Below are 23704 nucleotides of genomic sequence, written 5' to 3'. Positions count from 1 at the left end.
GCTTCTTCGTGTCGGGACGGGAGCCGATCAGGCAACCGGTCTCGCCGCTGGGTGCGCGAATCTCAGGAACGCACTGTGGTCGCGGTTGGCGTCACACGCCACACGGCGTCCCCGACGTGGTCGGCGACCAGCAAGGCGCCATGGCGGTCAATGGCAACACCGACCGGACGGCCGAGCGCTTCGCCCGAGGCGTTGACGAATCCGGTTAGGATGTCCTCCGGCGGTCCGCTCGGTTTGCCATTCTGGAACGGCACGAAGATGACCTTGTAGCCGCTGCGCGGGTTGCGATTCCAGGAACCATGCTGGCCGACGAAGGCGCCGCCGAGGTAGGGCGGCGGAAAAAGCTTTCCTTCGTAGAACGTGAGACCAAGGGAGGCCGTGTGCGCGCCGAGCGCGTAGTCCGGCACGAGCGCGCGCTCGACCAGGTCCGGCCGCGGCGGCTGCACGCGCTCGTCGACATGGCTTCCGAAGTAGCTGTATGGCCAGCCGTAGAAGCCGCCGTCGATGACCGATGTCATGTAATCGGGAACCAGGTCGCTGCCGATTTCGTCGCGCTCGTTGACCGCGGTCCACAGCTGTCCGCTCTGCGGCTGCCAGGCGAGCCCGTTGGGATTGCGCAGTCCCGAAGCGAACACGCGCTTGGCGCCCGTGCTCGGATCGATCTCGAGGATTGCCGCACGCTCGTGCTCGACCGCCATGCCCTTCTCCGCGGCGTTGCTGTTGGAGCCGACCGTTGCGTACAGACGTTTGCCGTCTGGGCCAAAGAGGATGTTCTTGGTCCAGTGGTGATTGATCGGGCCAGCCGGCAGATCGGTGAGCTTGCTGCCCTTCGCTTCGATTCGCGTATCGCCGTCGCGATAGGGGAAGCGCACGATCGCATCGGTGTTGGCGACATAGAGCCGGCCGTCGTGAAGCGCCATGCCGAAGGGCGAGTTGAGCCCTTCGATGAAGGCGTGGCGAGTCTCCGCTATGCCGTCGCCATCGGCGTCGCGCAGCAGCGTGATTCGATTCGCGCTCGGCACCGCCGAGCCGGCGCGCTCGAGAAAGAACTTCGAGATCCAGGCGCGGATGCCGCCTTGCTCCTTCGGCGGCGGAGCGCTTTCGGCCACTAGCACGTCGCCGTTCGGCAGCACGTAAAGCCAGCGCGGATGGTTCAGCTCGCGCGCGAACGCCGTAACCGCGAAGCCGGATGCCGGCGTCGGTTGGGCGTCCTGCGACCAGCCTTTCGCGGGCGCGATCAGCACTGTCGGCACGAGCGTGCGATTGGGCGGGGGCAGCTTGGGATCCGGACCGTATCCCGCTTCGACCGGGATGGTCGCGCGCTCGCCGCAGGCGGCCAGGAGCAGGGCGGTGGCGAATGCCGCGAGATGAAGCGGTCGTGCGGTAGACATGCGGAACCCTTGCGGAGAGGACGCGAGCAGGACGGCGGCACCGTGCGGCACCGTGCGGCACCGGCTGCATCCTTCATGCCCGGTTCGCTCAAATGGATCAGACGGTAGCGCCAGGAAGGCGCTGGGAGTTCTGGATGGCGTGGGCGATGCTTAGGTAACTCAGCGCACGCTCAAGCTGATCCGATCGTACAGCCCCGAGTCGTCGAGCGCCGTGATCTCGTGGCGGCCCGGCGGGGTGAAGTGCTCATCACGAAGTACGCGTATCGCGTTTTGCCCGGCGCACGCGATCGGGAGGTCGGCGCCGTTGCTTCGTGCAGCGGTGCGTCGGCAGGTTAGCCAGCTGTTGTCAGCTCCTGAGGATGGACACTGAGGTACTCGCGGACCTCCAATTGCATGCGATCGATTTCCGCGAGGAATCCTGATACGGCAGCCCGATAATTGAGCGGATTGGCTTCCGTCCTGCGTAGCTGCCCGACTTGTTCCTGGAACTGCGCTATGCGGACCAATGTAACCTTGAGCTCGTGATCGTTCGCAATCATGATTGGACCCTTGTAATCTCTACGATGCCTCGTCGCGTCCCGTCGCGCTTGATTTGCCAATCCGCGACTGACTGTGCTTCGTCGGGGAATGCCGCAGCCGGGCGAAGCCAGAAGACGCTCGCTCCGAAATGCGACTACGCGGCGGCATGCTCAAAGACAAGCCGCGCTTCTCCAGTAACCTGACCGAGATCAAACGTGTCCTGCATCAACAGGAAGACATCGATGTCGTTTGGCTCGGGCTTCGAGGTCGCATCCATCTTCAGCGCACGCTTAAGCTGATCCGATCGTACATCCCCGAGTCGTCGAACGCCGTGATCTCGTAGCGGCCCGGCTCGGTGAAGCGATGCGCGTAGCCTTGGCCCGGGCTGGTACGGGCGACCAGCGTTCCGTTCACCATCCAGTTCACTGGGTCGCGCGGGCCGAGCAATTCCAGCCGTACCAAGGGCGCTGCGCCGGCGCGATGCAAGACTTCACCGTCGGCCGCGCCGACGATCGCGAGCGCGGTGGCAGCATGCGTCTGCCGGCGGCACTCGGGATGCCACGGCGGCGGCAGGGCGCCCCGACGCAGCGCCGGGTCGAGCCACGGCTCCAGCAGCGCCGGCCAGCGCGCCGCCTGGACGCGATGCACTTCACTCCGCGCGCAATCGGGCTCCGCGCGCATCCCGTCCGCGCTCGTCACGTAGTACGCGTATCTCGGCTCGACCGGGCGCACGCGATCGGGGAAGGTGGGCGGCGCGGCAGCGTGCAGGAGCCAGGCGGTGCGTTGCACGTGGCATAAGGCTTCCAGCGTGGCGGAGCGGCGCAGGCCCAGCGGCCAGCAGATCGGTGCGCGCGTGACACTTGCCGGCGGTCTCTTGCCGGATGCGGGTGACTCCGGCAGTGCCGCGAACACATCGAGCAGCAAGGGGGTTGCGGTATTGGCGCCGAAATGTCCCGGGTTCGGCGTGCCGTCCGGCCGGCCGACCCATACGCCGACGGTATACCGATCGGTGACGCCCACGGCCCACGCATCGCGGAATCCGAAGCTCGTCCCGGTCTTCCATGCGATCCGGTGCTGCGCGGCATTGCTGGTATGGAAGCTCCGATCGATCGAGCTTCCCGACTCGAGCATGTCGCGCACGATGAACGCCGCGCCTTCGCTCATCATGCGCGCTTCCCGCAGCGGCTGGCTGCGGGTGTAGCGAGGCTCCCCGGCGAGCCCGCGGCGGGCGAACGCCGTGTACGCGGCGGTCAATTGCTCCAGTGTGACACCGGCGCCGCCGAGTATGACGCTCAGATTCGGCTCGGCATCGCGCGGAAAATCGAGCGCCAGGCCACCGCGGCGAAGCTGCGACACGAAGCGCGCCGGCCCGAGTCGGTCCAGCACTTCGACCGCCGGCACATTGAGGGAGCGAACCAGCGCTTCCGATACGCTTACCGGGCCGTGAAAGGATTGCTGAAAATTGCCTGGCTGGTAGCCCGAGAACGATTGCGGAACGTCGGCGAGCAGCGATTCCGAATGGATCAACCCCTCGTCGAGCGCGAACGCGTACAGGAAGGGCTTCAACGCCGAGCCGGGTGAACGGGTGGCCTGCACCATGTCGACATGGCTGAAGCGCTCCGGATCGTTGAAGTCCGCCGAGCCGGCGTAGGCGAGTACTTGCAGCGACGCGTTGTCGATCACCAGTGCCGCCAGCGACACGCGCGCCGGCAGCGTAAGCGCCCGATCGGCGAGCCGCTGCTCCAGCGTGCTCTGAATGGCGGCGTCGATGGTGGTCGCGATCCGGGCCTGGCCGCCGGCTTCACGCCGCATGCGCTCGGCCAGCAGCGGCGCAAGCATCGGATACCGGATCGGCGCGGCATACGCCGGTTCCATCATCGCATCCCGAATGCGCGCCTCGCCCCAGTGTGCGCTTATTCGCCGCAGCACCTTGTCGCGCGCTGCGCGTGCCTTGTCCGGGTGGCGGTCGGGGCGCAGGGCCGAGGGCGCCTGCGGCAGCACGGCAAGGAGCGCTGCCTCGGCATCGGTCAGGCGCCGTGCCGATTTTCCCAGGTACGCCCGGCTCGCCGCTTCCACACCTTCGATCACGCCGCCCATGGGCGCCTGGTTCACGTACAGGCGCAGGAGCTCGCGCTTGGAGTAGCGCAGCTCCAGCTGCAGCGCGCGAACGCATTGGTGCAGCTTGCCGCCGATCGTGCGCGGAATCGGTTCGATGATTCTCGCCACCTGCATGGTAAGCGTCGAACCCCCAGATACGATACGTCCGTGCCACATGCGCTGCCACGCCGCGCGCGCCAGAGCAAACGGATTGACCCCGGGGTGGAACCAGAACCAGCGATCCTCGTAGCCGACCAGGGCTTCGAGGTAGTGCGGCGAGACCTCCTCCAGCGACACAGGGTGCCGCCACAGATGATCGCGATCGGGAAATGCGCGCAGCGGCGTACCGTCGCGCGCGAGTACGACCACCGCATGGCGCTTCGCGTCGGGTTCAGGCGGCGGGAACAGGCGGTCGAGCACGAGCAGCGCCGCGAGCGCCAGCAACAGGGGCCACCAGCGACGGATGACCTTTCGCCATTCGAAGCGCATTTGCAAGGCTCGGACGAATCTCATGCCGGATTCCAGGCGTGCCTTTGGATTATCTGTTCGAATAGGTCGCTGCCCTCACTTGCAGTGCGCGCATCGGCATGCAGGCCGATGCCGTTCGGCCGGCGCGGACCATGGTCCGCGAATTCCCGGTCTCACCCCTCAATCCCTCTCCCGGAGGGAGAGGGAAGACAAGCACCCCTCTCCCTTCGGGAGAGGGGCCGGGGGTGAGGGAATCCTGGCTGCTATTTCGAAGCGTCGACGACATCGAGCACCTCGCCGCCCTCGCCGATGCCGAACGTCTGCGGCCGGTACATGTCTTCGACATAGACCGGCGGCACCACGAAGCGCCCCGGTGTCACGACGCGCGCGCGGTAGAAGAGCACCGTATCGCGTTCGAGCCGCACCGCTGCGACGAAACGGTCGTCGCGAAACTCGACGTGCTGGATGCGCGGGTTCTTCATGGCTTCGCCCACGTCAATGCCTTCGATCTTCAGACCGCCGAAGCGCTCGCCTTGCACGATATTGAGATTCTCGATCTCCAGCCCCGCGGGAATGCGATCGACCACGAGGCCGTTGGCGATGCGTCCGCGTGATTTCACCTGCAGCCGGACGATGATCGACTCGCCGACCCGCAGCGGGCGCGAGCCGAGCGCCGAGCCCTCGGCGGTGAAAAGCGTGCGTTTCAATTCGAAATCCTTGCGCTCGGCCACTGGCAGCTCGAGCGGATGGCCGGAATACGCGAGCTCGACGAACAGCTTGGAGCCGTGCAAGTTGGTGAGCTTCATGCCGCCCGCCAGGTCTAGAGCGTTGACCTCCTTGAACCAGGACCCCTTTGCGGCAACGGCTTCGCTGGCAGCGGCCGTGTCCCACTGCGCGCGCCATTGCATGTTCGCCTGGGCGTCTCCGAACTCGCGCCCCACGAGGAACAACCCGAGCTTCTCCTGCGTGCTGTACCAATGCTCGGGCCGCTTCATCTCGCCCGCCATGACGGCGAGCAGATTGTCCCGTCCTTCGGCCGTAATGCGATGCTTGCCGAGCAAGGCGTAAGACATCGCGGCGTCGCGCAGCGTGCTGCCATAGTCGCCCCACCAGTAGCCGGATTCACGTGGTTTGCGCAAGCCCTCGGCGATCGCCTGGTCGCCGCGCGCATCGTCGCCCATCAGCTTCAGCGCGATGCCCAGGTGCACCAGCGCGAGGCCCGAATGAGCGAGGGTGCGAGACTCGAACAATTGCCGCAGCGTCCCGAGCGGCGCTCTTGATTCGCGCGCGAGCACGTAGGCGCCGTAAGCCAGCACGGCGAAACGCCCCGAGCCGGCATAGCGCCGATCGTTCCAGATCGCCGTTTCGTTCCAGATCGGCTTCTGTCCGGCGGTCGTGGCGGGCAATCCGGAGATGCCTTCCTGCAGCCCGCGCAGGAGGAAATCGAGCGCACGCTTGTGCATCGCGTTGGGCACACCGAACCCCTGGCTGCGTGCGTCGAGCAGGAAGTGGCTCACGTAGGCCGAAAGCCAGTATTCGTATTCGGACACGCGCCCCCACAAGCTGAAGCCGCCGTTGGGCGCCTGCATGGCGCTGAGACGCCCGATCGCCTTGTCGACCATGACCACGCGCTGCTCGCGGCTGTAGGGCTTCAGGCCGAAGCGCGCCGCGCCGGCTTCATCGATCAGCAGGTGCGGATAGGCGGTGCTGGTGGTCTGCTCGGCGCAACCGTAGGGATACGTGAGCAGCCCGCGCAGCGCGGAGCGCACGTCGATCGGCGGCTGATCCGACACGACCACATGCGCCTGCACGCTGGCGCGAAGGTAACCGTTGAGCTCGGGCGCGCGGATCTCGATCGACTCGCCGGGTGCGACGGTGAAATGCTTGCGCGTCTGCTGCCGCGGCGTTGCAGCCACGACTTCGAGCGCGAACTGTCGCTCCAGGTGAATCTTCTCCGATGCGATCGTGACGCGAACCTCGGTCAAGCCGAAGGCGCTGCCCGTTTCCACCGGAAAGCGCAGCGTGGCCTTTTCCTGATCCGCGAGCGCGATCCGCCGGCTCGCATCTCCGACGCGCAGTCCCTCGGCCGGGAGCACCTCGACGGCGAGTTTTTGCGCTTCGCCGGAGAGGTTGTGCAGATCGAGCGCAATGGTCGCCCGATCGCCCGCCGTGAGGAAGCGAGGCGTGAGGAGCTCCGCCACCAAGGGGGCTGCGACCGTCACTTCGGCCTCGTGCGAGCCGAAGCGCTCCGGTGTGGCGACCATCGCCATCAGGCGCAAGGTACCGTTGAAATCGGGCAGCGGCAGCGAGATCCGCGCCTCGCCCTGCGCGTCGAGCGCGACCGGTCCGCTGAACAAGTCCACCAGCTTCACCTTCTTCGGCAGGCTGCGCGTGGGCTTGGGCGTATTGTCGCCGCCGAACTTGAGCCGCCCGCGGCTGCCCGGCATTTTCTCGATGATGCGTCCGTACACGTCGTGCAGATCCGCCCCGTAGCGCAGCTTGGCGAAAAAGAACGCGTGCGGGTCGGGCGTGGCGAAACGCGTGATGTTGAGGATGCCGGCATCGACCGCGTACAGAGTGACAAAGGCCCTTTCGTTCTTCGCTTCGGCTGCGCGCACGGTCACTTCGAGGGGCGTCTCCGGCACGGTCTTGGCCGCGGCTTGCACGCTGACCGCGAGCTTGCGCGCCGCGCGTTCGAGCGGGACATGGACGATACCGAGCGCCCGCGCGGGCGTGACGCGATCGCCCTCGTTGCCCGGACGCAGCACCGCCGCGGTTACGTACAGATCGTGGCGCTGCCACTCGGCCGCGATCGGAATGGCGACGGTCGCACCGCTCGTCGCGATCGGCATGCGCTTGACCCACAACGTGCGGTCGCCTTCGACGCTCAGCAGCAGCTCGCCCGCATGCGGCGGCGTAACCGTGAGCTGCGCCGTCGACCCGGCGCTGTAGGCGGGCTTGTCGAGCTTGAGCGCGACGCGATCAGGGCGCGTACCTGCCGCTTCGTCGGTGCGTGCGCTCCAGCCGGCGTAGAAGCGGTAGCGCAGCGTGAGCCCGGTCTGCGGATCCGCGATCTCCAGCCGATAGCGGCCATAGCGCACCGGCAGCATGAGCTTGCCGCGCCCGCCGGCGGGAATCGTCACGGTCGCGGTTTCGACCAGCTCCTCGGTTTCGGTGAAGCCCGAATGCCAGCCGCGCTGATCCTCGAAGCGCCAGTAGTAGTGGCGGTCCTCGCGAAACAGCCGCACCGGGGCCGACTGCACGCCTGTCATGGCGCCCGTGGCATCGACCCGCACCACCTCGAATTCGACCGGAGAATTCTCCCGGGCGTAGTCGCCGAACAGCGGTCGCACGCCGAGCAGGATCGGCGCCGGCCAATGCACCCGCTCGATGGAACGAACGACCGGCCGGCCGCCGCTTTCGAGCAGGCTCAGCGTTGCGCGCACGCTGAAGGGCGACGTGCGTTCGGCGACAGGCTTCAGATCGACCTCGAGCTTGGCATTGCCGCTGGCGTCGAGCCGCACTTCCGGGAGCTCCTGGCGCGTCTTCGCACCATCCTCGTTCGCATCGCCGAACTCGAAGCCGGGAAGCTTGGCCGCGAGCGGATTGCGGCTGCGCTCGTACTGCACCACGGCCAGGAGACGGTTTTTGGCGGCGGGCGCGCCGTAAAGATATGCGCCGCGCACGTCGAGGGCGAACGCATGTTGCGGATCGAGGAACGCGTGCGCTGTGGCGACGTCCAGCTTCATGCGCTCGGGCAGGAACTCCTCGACCCCGAAACGCCATACGGTCGCAGGCACTGCGTCGGCCGGATCGGCGCGCAGCTCGAGTGTCCAGAAGCCTGTGGGCGCGTCGGCGGGCAGCTCGATGCGCCGCCGGTAGTAACCGGGAAACGCGGCTTCGTGCGGCCAGCTGGCCGTAAAGTGCGTACGCCCATCCGGACGCTTGAGTATCGCCTGGATGGGTTGCTCGGGAACCGGCCGGCCATCGAAATCGCGAGCCACGACCGAGAGCTCGAAGTGCTCGCCGGGGCGGTAGAGGTCGCGCCCGGCGTAGGCGAACAGGCGCACCGGCTTGTACGGCATGCCGAGCACGTCGTATTCCGACAGGTCGAGCGCAGGCTCGCGCAAGGCGATGAGCGAAAAGTTTTCGCCCTTGCGCGCCAGCACGACGCGCGCGTTCTTCGGCCGTTCGGCGAAATGCGCGCGCCCGTCGGCATCGGTCTCGGCGCGTGCAACGATTCTGCCTTGCGCATCGAGCCATTGAATCTCGGCGCTGGCGATCGCCTTGGCGTCGGTCAGTGCGCTCACATAGGCGTCGGCCGACGCATCGAACAAGCGCACGTGCAGCCCCAGGTCGCTCACGTAGAAGTACGTGGTCTGGTATTCGTAGCGAAAGCGCCCCGGCTCGCTCATTACGGCGACATAGATGCCGGGTTCCTTGAGTTCCTTCAATTCTTCGACCGGGATATAGGTGACGCTGCGCTTGTTGGGCTTTTGCTCGGCCAGAAAGCGGCCGAGGTACACGCTCTCGGCAAGTGTGCGCAGCTGGTCGAGGTGGTAGGTGTCGATGGCGCCGCGCAGATCGCGCCGCGCCTCGTGCGCGTCTTCGTCGCTGTGTTCGGAGCCGGAGTTGCTCGCTTTGCGGGCGGGTGTGATGACGCGATCGAGGAAGCGCGCGAGTTGCCCGGGGCGCACGCGCAGGAACTGAATATCGACTTCGGGCACGTTGACGGTGACGATCGGCAGTCCCCCGTTCTGGCGCGCGGGCAGCACCATCCCCCTGGCGGCGAAGTAGAAGGCGGGCGAAACGGCCTCGGTGCGCACCGAATAGCGCGCCTCGGCATCGAGCGCCGCGCCGCCGGCGGCGGTCAGCCCGGGTTGCACGCGCACCACGTAACGGGTCTCGGGCTTGACGTGCGGAAAATAGAGCAGGCGCCGGTTTTCGCCGACCACCCAGGCGTGCGCAATCTTGTTGCCGCCGCGGACCTCGGTGTCTTCGGCTGCCGTGCTCACTGCGAGAGGTTTCTTCCGCTCTGCTCGAGCGTCTCGCGCCTCGGGGTCGTGCGCATCCGGATCGTCGGAGCGCGGCTGGCGCTCGCCGAGGCGCGGCGGCATCTCGAATACCTCGATGAAGCGGTCGTAGTGGGTACGCGGATCGAGCGGCTGGCTGAACGTGAGCGAAAGTGCCGGCGAGCCGTCGAGCGCGCGCTCGGCCGCATCGACCAGGACGAACTTGCCGTCCGCACCCGGGGCCGGCGGCGCGTCGGGTGCCAGCGATCGATAGACGAGAACGCCGGCAAGCACCAGCGCGGTCAGCAGGGCCAGGATGATGAGCTTGGTACGCATTGTCGTTGTTGTTGTTCAGGCAGTGGCGCGCGATTCGAGCAGCATGCCGCGCAATGATGGCGAAATACGGTCTCGATTATGCTCCGGCTGCGATGCTTTCCGGCGCAACCGTGCATGGCCTGCAGCCGTTCCGGAAGCTCGACACAATCGGGTAAACTTGCTGGCGCTTGTTTGCCGAGGCGCTCGTTCCCTCCCTTGCAGGGCGCGCATCGGCATGCAGGCCGATGCCGTTCGCCCGGCGCGGACCATGGTCCGCGAATTCCCGGGCTCACCCCCCAACCCCTCTCCCGGAGGGAGAGGGGAGCGTGCAGCGCGTGTGTGGATGTCATCCATTCTGCAATGGTTCGATAGGAGCCTTCCATGGATCATTCGGTCGATGTTCGGCGCCGGCGTCTGCTCGCCGCCGGGACTGGTTCGGCGCTTGCGGCGCTCAGTGGCTTGCCCGTCCCGGCGTCGGCGGCGGAAGAGGCCCTCATCACGCGGCCGATTCCGCATAGCGGCGAGCGCATCCCGATCGTCGGTATCGGCACCGCGGTCATATTCGATTTCGAGAACGACGCGGAGAAGCTCGCGCAACGCCGCCAGGTGATCCACAACCTGGTTGCGGGCGGCGGCAAGCTGATCGACACCGCGCCAGCCTATGGGCGCGCCGAGGATCGGCTGGGCGACCTGATCGCGGAGCCCGGCGTTCGCGACCGACTTTTCATCGCGACCAAGTATCGCTACACCGACGATCACGCAGCGGCGAACGCATCGCTCAAACGCTCGCTCCAGCGTCTCAAGACCGATCGCATCGATCTCATGCAGGCCTGGAACGTGGGCGATCCGGAATTCGACTTCGGCATCCTGCGCGAATGGAAGCAGCAGGGGCTGTGCCGCTACGTCGGGATGACCACGAGCCGCGACCGCCAGTACGACGCGATCGCAAAGGTGCTTGTGCGCGAAAAGCCGGACTTTTTCCAGGTGAACTACTCCCTTGGCGATCGGGAGGCGGAAAGCGTGCTGCTGCCGCTTGCACGTGATGTCGGCGCGGCCGTGCTCACGGCGCTGCCGTTCGGGCGCAATTCGCTTTTCCGCAAGAGCGCGAAGCGGCCGTTGCCGGCGTTCGCCGCCGAGCTCGGTGTGAAGTCCTGGGCCCAGTTCTTCCTCAAGTTCAACCTGTCGCATCCGTCCATCACTGCCGTCATACCGGGCACCGACAAGCCCGAGTACATGCTCGACAACCTGCAGGCCGGCCGTGGCCCGATGCCCGATGCATCGATGCGCAAGCGCATGATCGAGCTCTGGGACTCGCTCGGCTAAGGTCGTCGCATGCAATAGTGCCTTCGGTCCGGGCCGCGATGATGCGGTACCATTGCCGTCGAAGCCACCGCTGCTGCGACGCCGGTAGCGCGAGACGCTTTCACCCGCACGGAAAACCATTCGCAGGGAGAGAACGGCAAGCCATGCAAATGTACAACTGGATGAGCAGCATCGACGGCAAGCGACTCCTGGGTCAGATCACGCTGCCGGGCAGCCATGACGCCGGCATCTTCACGGACGAAGCGACCTCGAAGGGAATGGTGTCCAAGTCGTCCGCGGTATGTCAGGACGTGAACGTCTACGAGCAGTGCATTGCCGGCTCGCGCAACCCGAGCGAGTTCGTCATTCTTCGCTTCACCAAGCCCAAGGGCGAAAGTGACGACATCGTCAAATCGTTGTTGCCGTCGTCGCTCAAGAAGCGGCTTTATACGTCTTCGACGTTCAGGAATTTCGCCGCCTGTCCGATCAGCGAGTTCCGCGGCAAGGCCCTGTGTGTGTTCGAGCCGGAGTCGTTCCGAAGCCTGCGTCCCCAGGATGGTTTGCACCCGTTCTGCCGCTACAGCGGCGGCAAGACCCAGTACGGAATCGTCGCCTGCGGCAAGTATTCCAATTCCGCGGCGCTGCGCGAGGTGGTCGACGGCCAGGTGGGCAAGATCGACGAGCATGCCGCTCACTCGCCGCTCGATCACCTGTTCGTCCTGTACTGGACGCAAACCTTCAATCCCGGGCACATCTTCAAGAAGGGACGTCTCAAGACCAACATCCGCGGCCTCGCGTTCAAGGCGAGGAATCCGGACAAGGAAAGGCAGAAGCAGCGCGTGACCGGCGGCGCGCATCACAACATGGACTACCTGAAAGACCTGCTGGCCATGGGCCAGGACAAGTTCGGCAAGCACCACCTCAAGGTCAAGCCCACGACGCTCGCCGACCGCCAGCGCATCATGCCGAACGTGATCATGTACGATTTCGTGAATATCGAGACGAGCAAGAAGATCGTCGCGCTCAACGAGCCGGTCCTCATGGGTCATCTCATCGAGGACGAGGAAGCGCTGGAGGAATTCTACGGCTGATCGCAGGCAAGCCGAAGGCAAACGTTTTTCGGCGGCGCATTCGACGCCGCGACAGCGAAGCATGCAAGGAGCATCGATGACCGATTCCGTGATGTGGATCATTCCCGAAGCGCCCGCGCCGCAAACGGCGCAGGCCGGCGTGCGCAAGGCCGCGGCCGGTGGCCTGCGCTTCGGCATCCTCGACAACAACAAGAGCAACGCCGATCGGCTGCTGGCGATGATCGTCGACGGGGTGAAGGAGAAGTACCCCGATGCGACCATCGTGCGCACGCGCAAGTCGAGCGCCGCGATCGGCGCCGCGTCCGAGGTGCTGCAGCAACTGGAAAGGGAGACCGACGTCGTCATCGCCGCGATGGCCGATTGAGGGGCCTGCACGTCGTGGAGTGTCCACGACATGGCGGAGCTGCGAAAGCGCGGTCTGTACACGGGCGTGGTGTGCTCGACGCCGTTCGAGCGCCTCGGGCACGCACAGGCGAAAGTGTTCGGTGCACCCGACCTGCCGCTGCTCATGATCCAGCATCCGCTGGGCGGCATCGAGATCGACGAAGTGCGCGCCCGCGCGCAGCAGGCGCTGCCCAAGGTGCTCGAGCTGATCGCAGCGGCGCAGAAGGAGCAGGCGGTATGAGCTTCCCGGGCGAGGGGCCCCGCTTGCGGGGATCGACCGCAAAGCGAACTGCCGCCAAGGCGCCGACAGCTTGGCCATCGCAACTCGTTGACCGTTCGGAGGCGACCGCATGAGCGCGATCGAGCGCTACCTCGCAACACCCGGCGTGGCGATGGAGGGCATCGACGATTTCGAGGCCGCCACGGAGCTGGCGCAAGGCCGCGGCTGGGGCGACGGGCTTCCCATCGTGCCGCCGACGGCCGCGCGGGTCGAGCGCATGCTGGCGTACTGCGACCGGCCGTGGGACGGGCCGATCGCGCAGATGCCGCCGCGAAACGGCGAGGCGACGCCGTTGCGCATCGCGGCCAATGCCGTCATGGCCGGATGCCGGCCGCAGTACTTTCCGCTGCTGCTGCTGGCGGTCGAGGCGATGTGCGAGAAGACGCTCAATCTCTATGGTTTGCAGACCACCACGCACCCGGTGGCGCCGCTGGTGATCGTGAACGGTCCGGTGGTGCGCGAGCTCGACATCAACGGCGGCCACAATGCGTTCGGTCCCGGCTGGCCGGCCAATGCGACCATCGGGCGTGCGATCCGGCTCATCCTGCTCAACATCGGCGGCGCGATCCCGACTGTCGGCGACATGGCGACCATGGGGCAACCGGGCAAGTACAGTTTCGTCGTGGCCGAGAACGAAGCGGCCAATCCCTGGGAGCCGCTGCACGTCGAACGCGGCTTCGGGCACGAGACGAGCACCGTGACGGTGATCGGCGCCGAGGCGCCGCACAACATCAACGATCACGAATCCGACACCGGCGAAGGCATTCTGCAAATGGTGTCCGGCACGCTTGCGATCACGGGCCACAACAACGTCTACTACCGCAGCGAGCCGCTGGTCGCGCTCGGCCCCGAGCATGCGCGCACTATAGCGGCCGGCGGTTATTCGAAAGCGGACGTGAAGCGCTACATCTTCGAGCACGCGACCGTGCCGCTCGGGCGGTTCTCGCGCCGCAACTACGAGCGGCGGCTGCTGGTGAATTTTCCCGGGCGCTACGACGACGCGCCGCCGGAGACGCCCGTGCCGCCTTGCCAGAGCGCCGACGACGTCATGGTGATCGTGCTCGGCGGCGCCGGCAAGCACTCGATGTATATCCCTACCTTCGGCGAAACGCGGTCGGTCACGAAGGCGCTGAAGCTCGCCGATGGACGCGAGGCGCGTTCGGTGGAGGCGTTTCGGAGCCAGGTGTAGCGGCGCCGGGTTTCGACCGCCCGGTCGTAGAACGCCGACAACGAGCGCCGTGCGGAGCTGTGGCAATCGGAGCTGAATTGGGTACGATCCATGTTCGCCGATTCACGGCAGGCTGGGGACCTCCGGCCAAGCGGCGAAGGGCAGCCCGCGATTCTTCACGTAGTGCACACACGGAAAGGTATTGGCACCATGTACGAAGGCTTCGAGAGATTCGAGATCCAGACTTCGGACCCGGAAGTGAAGATCGTCGGCCGGGTCGGCGGAAAGGGCCCGGCTGTGCTGCTGCTGCACGGCAACCCGCTCACGCACGTACACTGGCACCAGGTCGCGCCGCGGCTCGCGCGCGACTTCACCGTGGTCGCCACCGATCTGCGGGGTTACGGCGACAGCGGCAAGCCGCGCGGCAAGGAGGACAGCCGCAACTATTCGTTTCGTCGCATGGGCGAGGATCAGTTCGACGTCATGGCCCACCTCGGCTTCGAGCGGTTCATGGTCGCTGGCCACGACCGCGGCGCACGCACCGCATTCCGGATGGCGCTCGATCAGCCCGACCGAATCCTCAAGTTTGCAAGCTTCGACATCCCTCCCCACGCACCACGTGCTCGCCAACGCCACCTACAAATGGGCGCTCAATTCGGCGCACTGGTTCTTCATGGCGCTTCCGTACGACATTCCGGAGAAGCTGATCGAAGGCAAGGCGCTTTTTCGGGGATCGATAGGCCGCATTCGGGTCGGCGTTGCGCCGATGTTCTGCCTTTTCCAGTCCGGCGAAGCGTCCTGCCGGTTCATTCGCCGGGCGCCGTTGATGTCGCCCTCGCACCGGGAAGGACGGCATTCGGTGAAGAGACGGGCGCCCCGGTGCCAGCGCAGGCGGCGGCGCAAAGCCGCTGCAGCAGCCCGCGGAGGCTTTGGTCCGTCATGGCGGGCAATTCGTATGTCATCAGCGCAGGCGGCGCCGCGCGGTGGTTGGGAGAATCCGCGGGCAGCCGGCAGCACGCTTCCTGCCAGGTTCGGTCGAGAAAGCGCCTGTCGGTCGTTCGATCCACGACGAAGACCAGGCGCTCGGCCGGCACGGCGGCGAGCAGCGCTTCGATTTCGAACACGCAGCCGGCATTGCCGGGCGAGAAGCTTCTCAAATCCATCAGCACGGCATCGGTTCGAACGATGAGTCGCCGCAGCACCGCCTGCCAGGTGTCCGCATGGCAGAAGAGCTCGTTGACGCGGTACCTGCCGTCCGCATCGCGCTCGCGATCGATCGCGGCCACCGCCTCCTGCGCCGCGGCGTCATCGGCGATGAAAAGCGATGCCAGCCGCCGGCTCACGAAGGCAAGGAACCGGTGCGGCGCGACGGTCGAGGCCGCCAGGTCGGTGCCGGCGATGAGACTCACGGCGCCGACGTGGCGCCAGCGCCTGGTGGCTGCGTCGAACAACACTTCGCTGCGCGGGCCGAGCGAGAAGACTCGAAGGACGAGCAGGGCCGGATCGTGACCCAGCGGCGCGCCGCTCGCCGGCACAAGGCCGCTCGCCGCGCGGAACGCAGCCTTGAAGACGACGAACGCGGCCACCGGGAACAACGCCCATCCCGAGCCCGCCACGGCCAGCGTGGCCGCATGGAACGTGGCGAACGTAAGCCACAACGCATCCACGGCAGCCGACTGATCGCTCGATGACTTGCGCCGGTAGCTGCGCTGCAGCCAGGCGAGGGCACCCCAGCCGAGTGCCGCAAACGCGGCGCAGGCGAGGAGCGCCGCTAGGGCCAGGTAGCCGAGCAACGCCGCGTGCACGCCGATGCCGAGCGACTGTGCGATCGCGACGACGATCGCTACCGATGTCTCCTGGTATACGAATGCCGTGGTGATGACGCCGAGCACGCCGGCCGATACCAACGCCATGAAAGCCAGCACCAGCGGCGCGACCGCACGCACCCGGCGCAGTCGGAAGGCGGCGTGGAGGAGGGTCGGCGTAAGGTTGAAAAGCGCCCATTTGCCGAGCAGGCGAAGCGGCGATTCGCCGGACCAGGCAGGCAGGACGACATCGCCCAGGACGATCGAGGTCTCCGTCGGGGTGAATGCCAACCGGCCTCCGAGCGTCGCCAGGACAATAAAGTAGATGCAGACATTGAGCCACCGGATTGGCCGGCTGAAAGCGCCAGCCAGATCGATCGTCAATACAACCGGCCACGCCAGGCTCCAGAACAGGAAGAGGAACTGCAGCGGGTGAGCCGCCGCCCGCAGGAAGTTCACCTGGATTTGAGCGAACGCGAAGTAGGCGGCGCATGCGACCGCCAGGGCATAGAGAGCGCCCGCGATGGCATAGCGCAGCGCCTGCCGGCGTGGCCCGTCCACCGTTCTCCGGTACAGTCGCTCGGGCGATGTCTCGATGCGCGCGCGGCCGTCGGTGGCGATCGCCAAAGCGTTCCGCTCGAGCGGCGAGGCAACGCCGGCTTGCTCGGCCGAACGTATGGCCGCGTCCGCGGAGGCGGCCATGAGGCGCGCAACGGCGCGCCGATAACCCCACAGCAGGAGCGCCGATGCGATCAGGGTCAGGATCGATGCAACCAGCGCGATCGCCGCCAGCGCCCCGATGACGCCAATTCCGGTATGCGCGAGGACAAGCGACGACGGCATGGCGCGCTCTCACTTGCGCCGGACGCTCACACCTTCGAGCTCGATGAGGGGCGCGCCCTTCCAGTCCTTCCACAGCGACTTCCATTGGATCGTATCCGAGTCGAGGAAGTGCGCGTGGGCTTCGTAGGAAGCGGGCGAGAGCCGTCCGCTCTTCCACTCCATCGTTTGCGTGCTCTCGTTCCACGTCGGCGGCGGCAGCTCGAGCCCGTAGCCGGCCGCATCGAAAATAACGTAGCGGTACGACTTGGTGAAAACGTCGAACCAGAACATCGTCATGGTCCGGGTGCCGTCGGACTTGCGCGAGCTCTCGGCGCGCAGAAACCGCCCGTCGAGGACCCAGTCGAAAGTTTCGGTGTAGGTCACGTCCTGCGCCGGGGGCGGATGCAGCCGCCGCGCCTTGACCTCCCAGGTTCCGCGCCACTTGCCGATCACCGCGAGCGCGGAATCCGGCACGGCAAGCACCTGCGCCGCCCCCGTCTTGTTTGAATCCGCTGCGACCGCGGCCTGGCCGAGCAGGCAGAGCGCGGTCAGACCGCCAAGCAAGGTCGTCCTCGAATCCATCGCTGTCTCTCCTCGCGTGGCGCGGGCGCTGTCATTCTATCGAGCGTTCCCTATTTTCATGTCACGCTCGTCCCTCACCCCCAACCCCTCTCCCGGAGGGAGAGGGGAGCGTCGCGTCCGTATTGGACTGTCGTCCAATACGGAACGATCAATAATGTCGGCATGCCATGGTGCGGGGAGTGCGACGGGCGCCTCGATCCGAGGCGTGGCGGCTCCATGTGAGCACGGCAGGGAGTCTCGTTTTCGTGCGGATCCGGGCACGAGGGCGTAAGCTTCGCAGCGTCGGCAACGACCAATGTGCGGCGATTCGGGTCGCGACCGCGCCGGATCGGTTCGCCCGATCCACGGTGCCCGCGCGGGCCGTTTCGCCGCCATTTCAACGAGGAGCACTTGTCATGAGCTCGGCCGAAACGATCCCGTCCACCCTGCCGCGCTGGCAGAATACACGCCGGATTTTTCTTGCCGTCACACTCGCCACCACGCTCGCCGCCGTGCTCGGTGGCTGGCTGGCGCTGCCCGCCGCAGCCAGCAGTGAGGCGCGCGCGCTGCCGCCGTTCGCGCCCGGCGGCACTGCGGCGTCCGGGTCCGCCGAATCCGAGGTCGCGGTGCTCGCCGGCGGCTGCTTCTGGGGCGTCCAGGGTGTCTTCCAGCACGTCAAGGGCGTGACCAGTGCCGTCGCCGGCTATGCCGGCGGCGACAAGAAGAACGCCATGTACGAGGCCGTGGCCCACGGGTCCACGCGCCATGCCGAGGCGGTGCGAATCACCTTCGATCCGCGCCAGATCAGCTACGCCCGCATCCTGCAGATCTACTTCTCGGTGGCGCACGATCCGACGCAACTGAACCGGCAGGGACCGGACGTGGGCACGCATTACCGCTCGGCGATCTTTCCCGTCAACGAGGAACAAGCGCGAATCGCGAAGGCTTACATTGCGCAGCTCGATCGGGCGCGCGCGTTCGACGGCGCGATCGTGACCCGCATAGAGACCGGGCGCGAGTTCTTTCCGGCCGAGGAATACCATCAGGATTTCATGGCCCGCAACCCGCGCCATGCCTATATCGTCATCAACGATCTGCCCAAGGTCGCCGATCTGAGGAAGTTCTTTCCCGATTTCTATCGGCCGACACCCGTCCTGGTCCTGCAGGCCCGCAGGTAAGGACTTCCGCCTAGCGTCGCTACACCGGCGCTCGGAGTTGCAGACGTGGCGTCGAATCGGTGAACACCGCCTAGCTTTGCCCCTGCGCCGTCGCCAAGTTTCGGGCGCGTGCATCGCCATCTCGCGTGGTCCGCTGTCCGACAATCCTGCCGTCCTCGATCCGTATCACCTGGCTGCCGAAGACGGCGACGTCGGCGTCGTCGTGCGTGATCAGCAGGATAGGCACCTGGAAGCGTTCCCACACCTGCAGCACTTCCTGGCGCATCCGCGCCCGCAAGCCCGTATCGAGCGAATTGAACGGCTCGTCGAGCAGGAGCAGCCTGGGTCCCGCAGCGAGCGCGCGAGCGAGCGCGGTTCGCTGGCGCTGCCCCCCGGAGATCTGGCTGGGATAGCTGCCGGCCACCGGAGTCAGCTCGAATGCCGCCAGCAACGCGTCCACCCGGTCGCGGTGCTCGGGCCGCAGGCGATGGCCGATCAGCGGCGCCAGCGCCGCGGCGACGTTCTGATAGACCGTGCAGTGAGGAAACAGCGCGTAGTCCTGGAACACGTAGCCGATGCCGCGCCGGCGCGCCGGCACGTCGATTCCGGCCGCCGCGTCGAACAGCACCGTGTCGCCGAACCGGATCGAGCCCGAATCGGGACGCAGCAGGCCCGCGATTGCCTGCAGGGTCACGGATTTACCGGAGCCCGACGGCCCGTACAGCACGGCCAGGTTTTCGGTCACCGAGAACTGCACGCGAAGCTCGAACACGCGCTCCGGCGAGCGCAGCACCCGCCGGATGTCGACGCCGAGGTCCATCAGGCAGCGCGCAACCGCATGTAGCTCGTGCGCAGCACCTTGCTGGAGGCAACGAGCACGAGCACGCAGATGAGCGAGCTGACCACCACGAGAAAGTTCGCCGTGTCGTCCTCGCCGGCGGCGACCGATTCGTAGATGGTGATCGAGAGCGTCTGTGTCTTTCCGGGGAGGCTGCCCGCGACCATCAAGGTGGCGCCGAATTCGCCCATGGCGCGGGCGAACGCCAGCATGGTGCCGGCGAGGACACCGTGCCATGCCAGCGGCAGCGTCACGCGTAGGAAAACTTTCGCCTCGCGGTACCCGAGCGAGCGCGCCGCTTTTTCAAGATTGCCGTCCACGTGCTCGAACGCTGCCCGGGCAGCCTTGAACACGAGCGGAAACGCGACGATCGCCGCGGCGATCACGGCACCCTGCCAGGTGAAGATGAGCGTGAAGCCGAAGGTTTCGTACAGCCATTCACCGATGACGCCCTTGCGTCCCACCAGCACCAGCAGGTAATAACCGAGCACGGTGGGCGGCAGGACCATGGGCAGCGTCAGTATCGCATCGAGCGTCTCACGGCCCGGAAACCGGACCCGGGCGAGTGCGAAACCCGCGCTCACGCCAGCCACCAGGGCGAGCAGGGTCGCCCAGCCTGCGATTTTCAAGGTGAGCAGAAGCGGAACCCAGACCCCGCTGCTCATCACGAGCCCGGCGCCTGCGGTTGGCTGAAGCCATGGCGCGTGAAGATCGCCTGCGTCTGCGGCGATCCGAGCGACCTCAGGAACGATTCCGCGCTCGCGCGGTTCCTGGTGCCCTTGACGATTGCCACCGGATACACGATCGGGCGGTCCAGGGGAATTTCCGCGGCAACCACCACCTTTCCCGCCATGATGGCGGCATCGGTCGAATAGACGATCCCTGCGTCGGCTTCGGCGCGTGCGACGTAGTCCAGCGCCTGGCGCACGTTCTGCGCAAGAACGTACTTGGGCTCCAGCTTCGACCAGAGCCCCGCCTTCTGCAATGCGTCACGTGCATAGCGCCCCGCCGGCACGCTCGCCGGGTTGCCGATCGCGATGCGGTGAATGACTTCATCCTCCAGGCCCGGCAAGCCCGACGGCTTCGCCTTGGCGCCCGCCGGGACGATGAGGACCAGCTTGTTGTTGAGCAGGGTGCGGCGCGTGCCGGGCGCGAGCAAGCCTTGCTTCTCGGCGCGGTCCATGGTTTCCGCATCGGCGGTGGCGAACACATCCGCCGGCGCGCCCTTGGCGATCTGCGACAGCAGCACATTGGACGAAGCGAAGTTGAGCACCACCTTCTCGCCCGGATTGTTCTTCTCGAACAGCTTGCCCGCGTCGCGAAAGGCATTGGTCAGGCTGGCCGCGGCGGAGACGATCAGCTCGCCGGCGTGCGCGCAGGAAAGGGGCAGGAACGAGAACAGCACCAGCAGCAGGGTCCGGATCATGGCATGCCCTTGACGTATATATTGGAATATATCGACACTGGAACATATCGACCGGACCGAAGTATATAGCCAGATATTCCGGGGAGGCAATTGCAAATCAACATTGCAAATCGGCGCCACCGCCGGCTACGGGCGCAGCAGCTTCAGCAGCGCGGCGATCTCGGAGCGGGCCGAGGAACCGGCGATGGTCTCGATCGTGCGGTAGCGGCGGATGACTTCCTCGCCCATAGGGGTGACCACGGTGCTGCCGCCCGCAGGCCCGCCCTTCGTGGTCTCGACCACGGCGGAGCGGAACGAGTGGTTCATTGCGTCGACCAGCAGCCAGGCGCGCCGGTAGGACATCCTCAGCTTCTTGGCCGCCGCCGTGATCGAACCCGTGTCGATGATCGCTTCGAGCAGCGCGATCTTGCCCGGGCCGACCGCGATGTCGTCGCCCTTGCTGATGCGGATGCGGAACTTGAGAGCGGGCGCTGCCGGCATGGACGAGCCGCCTTCCTCGATCTATTTCTTCGCCAGCGTGGAGAGCGTTTCCATCGCGAGGTAGTACGGCATGCCGTCTTCCAGCGCCCGCCGCAGCGGGTGCGTCAGCACCGCGCGCGTGTAGCGAAGCAGCATGTCGGGCCTGGCTGCCAGCCGCGTCGCAATCTCCCACGCGCGCGGCAGCAGCTTCTCGCGCGGCATGAGCTCGGCGACGAGCCCCAAGGCTTTGGCCTCCTGCGCGCCGAGCACCTGACCCATCAGCATGAGGTAACGGGCTCGGTTCAAGCCCAGCAGCATCGTGTAGATCACGTTGATGCCGTCGCCGGGAACGATGCCGCCGTTGTGAAAGTGAGCGGTGTCCTCGAACGTCACATCGTCCGCGGCGATCACGATGTCGCACGCGAGCGCGAGATCGGCATGGCGCTTCGCCGGCCCATTCACCGCCGCGATCACCGGCACTTCGATATCGAGCATGGCGCTCACGAGCCGCTTCGCGTTCCGGAAGACGTGGTAAACGCCGGCGGGCGTGAGCTGCTCGCCATGGAAGAACGGCGCATCGGGATCGAGACGCGGGCCGGTGAACTCGTGGCCCGTGCCCGTGAGGATGATCACGCGGTTGTCGCGATCGCCGCCGATCTCGCGGAAGACATTCGCGACCTCGACCTGGGCGTCGAGATTCCACTGCAACGGGCCGCCGTCGGTGTGCAGGGTCATCTGGAGGATGCCGTCGCGGCGCTCGGTCGTGACGAAGCGGTAGTTGCTCATTGGGTCACCATGATCTGCAGCCGATACGTATCGCGCTGCGCCGGACCCGTGCTGCCGTGCCGTTCGAGCGCGCCGAGGTTCGCATCGCAGGCTGCGTTTACCGCTTCCAGGGTTACGCCTTCCACGATGACGATCCAGCGCGGCACCGTCGTCGGCCGTCCCTGGCGCTCCACCGGGACGATGCTGCTGGCCGCCTGGTCCGCGACGCAGAAGTGCGCGCCGGTGATCTCGGCAATTCCCGCGAGCGGCGGCAGCGCCTCGGCGACGAGATGCCGCTCGAGGCGCACCTCCTCACCGGGCTTGGCATCGAATCGCAGCGTCAGCACGCAGCCGCCGGTGCCGATGCCGAGCGTGTGCCTCACGGCTGCCAGGGCGCGCGAGCTGTTCTTGACGAACGGCGTGGTGCGCCGGGTGAGCTCGCTCGGCGCGTTCGCCTTGTCGAGATACGCCTTGCCCGTCAGGACACCGACATCCTCCACCTCGTAGCAGACGAGGAAGTCGCGACTCGCCTGCGCGGCGATATAGCGGCGTCCGCGAATGAAGCCCGGGATCGCGACCCGGCCCACCATGTGCTCGCGGCTGTGCCATTCGTAGTACGCGTGCCGGTGCTCCGGCGCCACGTCGCTCCAGTTCACCATCACGGCCTTGCCTGCCAGCACCTTGCTCCTCCTACCGATTCGAGGGTCGAGTCTTGCTCGTTGTTTGCCACGTGAAGACGGGAGTTACCTATGCACGTGGGCAAGGCCGGGCTGCGCCGCTAGTCCAGCCGCGCCCCCGACGCCTTCACCATACGCCCCCATTTGTCGATTTCCGAGCGAATGAACTTCGCGAACTCGTCCGGCGTATTGGTCATGACCGCCACGCCCTGCTTGGCGAGCCAATCTTTCGTCTCCGGCGCATTCATCGATTTCACCGTCTGGGCGTGCAGGCGCGCGACGATTTCGCTCGGCACGTTCGCCGGCGTGAGCAGCCCCCACCAGGACACGATGTCGATCTCCGGATAGCCCGACTCCGCGATCGTCGGCACTTCGGGCAACGGCGCAAAGCGCTTGGCACTCGTCACTGCGACTTGGCGCAGGCGTCCCGCCTTTACCAGCGGCTGCGCAGCGACCGGGGAGGTGAAATAGAGCGACGCTTCCCCCGCCAGCACGTTGGTCAGCGCCGGGCGCGCGCCCTTGTAAGGCACGTGCAGGAGCTCGATTCCGGCAACGCGCTTGAAATACTCGGTCGAGATGTGACCGGGGCTGCCGGTGCCCGCCGAGGCATAAACGATCGCGCCCGGTTTCGCGCGCGCAAGCGCGACGAGATCCTTCACCGTGTGCACCGGCAGCGATGGGTGTACGACGAGAAGGCTGGGAGAGCCGCCGACCAGACTCACCGGCGAGAAATCGCGCAGCGGGTCGTACGGCAGCTTCGTCATCAGATGCGGGTTGATCGCGAGATTGCTCGCCTGCCCGATGAAGATCGTGTAGCCGTCGGGCGCGGCCTTCGCCGCCGCATCCGCGCCGATCACGCCCGCTGCGCCGGCCCGGTTCTCCATGACGACCGGCTGGCCGAACGCTTCGCTCAATTTCGCTCCGAGCGTGCGTGCGAAGAAATCGGTCCCGCCTCCGGGCGGATACGGAATGATCATGCGCACCGGCTTGACGGGATACTCTTGCGCAGGACACAGCGCGGCGGTGAGGCCGAGTGCGGCACCGGCTGCGGAAAGCAGTGTTGCGAGTGCGAAGTTCATGGCTTGGTCTTATTCGTTCGAGTGATGCCGCATCTTAGCGCGCGATGACATGTCGTGGCACTTGCGCATAGCGGGGGGAAGCTTGCGC

The 23704-nt window shown here is 66.3% G+C and carries 17 protein-coding genes and 1 pseudogene; 7 read left to right on the top strand and 11 right to left on the bottom strand.

Annotation, left to right across the window (positions count from 1 at the left end):
* Positions 1–62: 62 nt before the first annotated feature.
* The 3 genes from GEV05_06305 to GEV05_06295 form a co-directional block, all read right to left on the bottom strand.
* Positions 63–1391, bottom strand: a complete 1329-nt coding sequence (locus GEV05_06305; protein MPZ43001.1) for a sorbosone dehydrogenase family protein — start codon at positions 1389–1391, stop codon at positions 63–65.
* A 798-nt stretch (positions 1392–2189) separates the two neighbouring features.
* Positions 2190–4496: a penicillin-binding protein 1C gene (gene pbpC / locus GEV05_06300; GenBank protein ID MPZ43000.1), complete on the bottom strand. Its 2307-nt coding sequence runs from the start codon at positions 4494–4496 to the stop codon at positions 2190–2192.
* 242 nt (positions 4497–4738) lie between these two features.
* Positions 4739–9823, bottom strand: coding sequence for an alpha-2-macroglobulin family protein (locus GEV05_06295; protein ID MPZ42999.1), 5085 nt, complete (start codon positions 9821–9823; stop codon positions 4739–4741).
* Positions 9824–10183: 360 nt separating this feature from the next.
* On the opposite strand from GEV05_06295, the gene GEV05_06290 reads away from it, so the two are divergent.
* The 6 genes and pseudogenes from GEV05_06290 to GEV05_06265 all read left to right on the top strand — a co-directional run bounded on the left by GEV05_06290 (position 10184) and on the right by GEV05_06265 (position 15216).
* Positions 10184–11125: an aldo/keto reductase gene (locus GEV05_06290; protein ID MPZ42998.1), complete on the top strand. Its 942-nt coding sequence runs from the start codon at positions 10184–10186 to the stop codon at positions 11123–11125.
* A 143-nt stretch (positions 11126–11268) separates the two neighbouring features.
* The gene (locus tag GEV05_06285) at positions 11269–12195 is read left to right on the top strand and encodes a hypothetical protein (GenBank protein MPZ42997.1); all 927 of its coding nucleotides are present in this window, start codon (positions 11269–11271) and stop codon (positions 12193–12195) included.
* A 76-nt stretch (positions 12196–12271) separates the two neighbouring features.
* On the top strand, positions 12272–12559 hold the full coding sequence (locus GEV05_06280; GenBank protein MPZ42996.1) for a hypothetical protein: 288 nt from the start codon (positions 12272–12274) through the stop codon (positions 12557–12559).
* A gap of 30 nt (positions 12560–12589) precedes the next feature.
* On the top strand, positions 12590–12820 hold the full coding sequence (locus tag GEV05_06275; protein ID MPZ42995.1) for a hypothetical protein: 231 nt from the start codon (positions 12590–12592) through the stop codon (positions 12818–12820).
* Positions 12821–12929: 109 nt separating this feature from the next.
* Complete coding sequence (locus GEV05_06270) at positions 12930–14048, top strand: hypothetical protein (GenBank protein MPZ42994.1); 1119 nt, start codon at positions 12930–12932, stop codon at positions 14046–14048.
* 189 nt (positions 14049–14237) lie between these two features.
* Positions 14238–15216, top strand: a pseudogene (locus GEV05_06265) (alpha/beta fold hydrolase).
* 1468 nt (positions 15217–16684) lie between these two features.
* Here the strand turns inward: GEV05_06265 and GEV05_06260 are convergent.
* Positions 16685–17236, bottom strand: coding sequence for a DUF1579 domain-containing protein (locus GEV05_06260; GenBank protein ID MPZ42993.1), 552 nt, complete (start codon positions 17234–17236; stop codon positions 16685–16687).
* A 395-nt stretch (positions 17237–17631) separates the two neighbouring features.
* Between GEV05_06260 and msrA the strand changes: the two genes are divergently transcribed.
* A complete protein-coding gene (gene msrA, locus GEV05_06255; protein ID MPZ42992.1) occupies positions 17632–18393 on the top strand; it encodes a peptide-methionine (S)-S-oxide reductase MsrA in 762 nt (253 codons plus the stop codon).
* A gap of 70 nt (positions 18394–18463) precedes the next feature.
* Here the strand turns inward: msrA and GEV05_06250 are convergent, their stop codons facing one another.
* The 7 genes from GEV05_06250 to GEV05_06220 all read right to left on the bottom strand — a co-directional run bounded on the left by GEV05_06250 (position 18464) and on the right by GEV05_06220 (position 23616).
* The gene (locus GEV05_06250) at positions 18464–19192 is read right to left on the bottom strand and encodes an ATP-binding cassette domain-containing protein (GenBank protein MPZ42991.1); all 729 of its coding nucleotides are present in this window, start codon (positions 19190–19192) and stop codon (positions 18464–18466) included.
* Positions 19192–19875 (bottom strand): molybdate ABC transporter permease subunit, encoded by a 684-nt coding sequence (gene modB, locus GEV05_06245; GenBank protein ID MPZ42990.1) that lies wholly within the window; start codon positions 19873–19875, stop codon positions 19192–19194. Before modB ends, GEV05_06250 begins: the two co-directional genes overlap by 1 nt.
* The gene (modA, locus tag GEV05_06240; protein ID MPZ42989.1) at positions 19875–20636 is read right to left on the bottom strand and encodes a molybdate ABC transporter substrate-binding protein; all 762 of its coding nucleotides are present in this window, start codon (positions 20634–20636) and stop codon (positions 19875–19877) included. Before modA ends, modB begins: the two co-directional genes overlap by 1 nt.
* A gap of 126 nt (positions 20637–20762) precedes the next feature.
* Complete coding sequence (locus tag GEV05_06235; protein MPZ42988.1) at positions 20763–21116, bottom strand: LysR family transcriptional regulator; 354 nt, start codon at positions 21114–21116, stop codon at positions 20763–20765.
* Between the two features lie 21 nt (positions 21117–21137).
* On the bottom strand, positions 21138–21881 hold the full coding sequence (locus tag GEV05_06230; GenBank protein ID MPZ42987.1) for an enoyl-CoA hydratase/isomerase family protein: 744 nt from the start codon (positions 21879–21881) through the stop codon (positions 21138–21140).
* Positions 21878–22540 carry a hypothetical protein gene (locus tag GEV05_06225; protein ID MPZ42986.1) on the bottom strand — a complete coding sequence of 221 codons (663 nt, stop codon included), beginning with the start codon at positions 22538–22540 and terminating at the stop codon, positions 21878–21880. The genes GEV05_06230 and GEV05_06225 overlap by 4 nt, the downstream gene beginning before the upstream one ends.
* Before the next feature lie 98 nt (positions 22541–22638).
* Complete coding sequence (locus GEV05_06220; GenBank protein MPZ42985.1) at positions 22639–23616, bottom strand: tripartite tricarboxylate transporter substrate binding protein; 978 nt, start codon at positions 23614–23616, stop codon at positions 22639–22641.
* Between the last annotated feature and the right edge of the window lie 88 nt (positions 23617–23704).

The organism is Betaproteobacteria bacterium (assembly GCA_009377585.1).
In the GTDB taxonomy this organism is placed as follows: domain Bacteria; phylum Pseudomonadota; class Gammaproteobacteria; order Burkholderiales; family WYBJ01; genus WYBJ01.
The sequence above is the reverse complement of the archived record's forward strand: the minus strand, read 5'-3'. Positions and strand labels throughout refer to the sequence as shown.

Coding starts and splice junctions, on each gene's coding strand:
- GEV05_06305 (MPZ43001.1), bottom strand. CDS start 1,391: ATGTCTACCGCACGACCGCTTCATCTCGCGGCATTCGCCACCGCCCTG.
- pbpC (MPZ43000.1), bottom strand. CDS start 4,496: ATGCGCTTCGAATGGCGAAAGGTCATCCGTCGCTGGTGGCCCCTGTTG.
- GEV05_06295 (MPZ42999.1), bottom strand. CDS start 9,823: ATGCGTACCAAGCTCATCATCCTGGCCCTGCTGACCGCGCTGGTGCTT.
- GEV05_06290 (MPZ42998.1), top strand. CDS start 10,184: ATGGATCATTCGGTCGATGTTCGGCGCCGGCGTCTGCTCGCCGCCGGG.
- GEV05_06285 (MPZ42997.1), top strand. CDS start 11,269: ATGCAAATGTACAACTGGATGAGCAGCATCGACGGCAAGCGACTCCTG.
- GEV05_06280 (MPZ42996.1), top strand. CDS start 12,272: ATGACCGATTCCGTGATGTGGATCATTCCCGAAGCGCCCGCGCCGCAA.
- GEV05_06275 (MPZ42995.1), top strand. CDS start 12,590: ATGGCGGAGCTGCGAAAGCGCGGTCTGTACACGGGCGTGGTGTGCTCG.
- GEV05_06270 (MPZ42994.1), top strand. CDS start 12,930: ATGAGCGCGATCGAGCGCTACCTCGCAACACCCGGCGTGGCGATGGAG.
- GEV05_06260 (MPZ42993.1), bottom strand. CDS start 17,236: ATGGATTCGAGGACGACCTTGCTTGGCGGTCTGACCGCGCTCTGCCTG.
- msrA (MPZ42992.1), top strand. CDS start 17,632: ATGAGCTCGGCCGAAACGATCCCGTCCACCCTGCCGCGCTGGCAGAAT.
- GEV05_06250 (MPZ42991.1), bottom strand. CDS start 19,192: ATGGACCTCGGCGTCGACATCCGGCGGGTGCTGCGCTCGCCGGAGCGC.
- modB (MPZ42990.1), bottom strand. CDS start 19,875: ATGAGCAGCGGGGTCTGGGTTCCGCTTCTGCTCACCTTGAAAATCGCA.
- modA (MPZ42989.1), bottom strand. CDS start 20,636: ATGATCCGGACCCTGCTGCTGGTGCTGTTCTCGTTCCTGCCCCTTTCC.
- GEV05_06235 (MPZ42988.1), bottom strand. CDS start 21,116: ATGCCGGCAGCGCCCGCTCTCAAGTTCCGCATCCGCATCAGCAAGGGC.
- GEV05_06230 (MPZ42987.1), bottom strand. CDS start 21,881: ATGAGCAACTACCGCTTCGTCACGACCGAGCGCCGCGACGGCATCCTC.
- GEV05_06220 (MPZ42985.1), bottom strand. CDS start 23,616: ATGAACTTCGCACTCGCAACACTGCTTTCCGCAGCCGGTGCCGCACTC.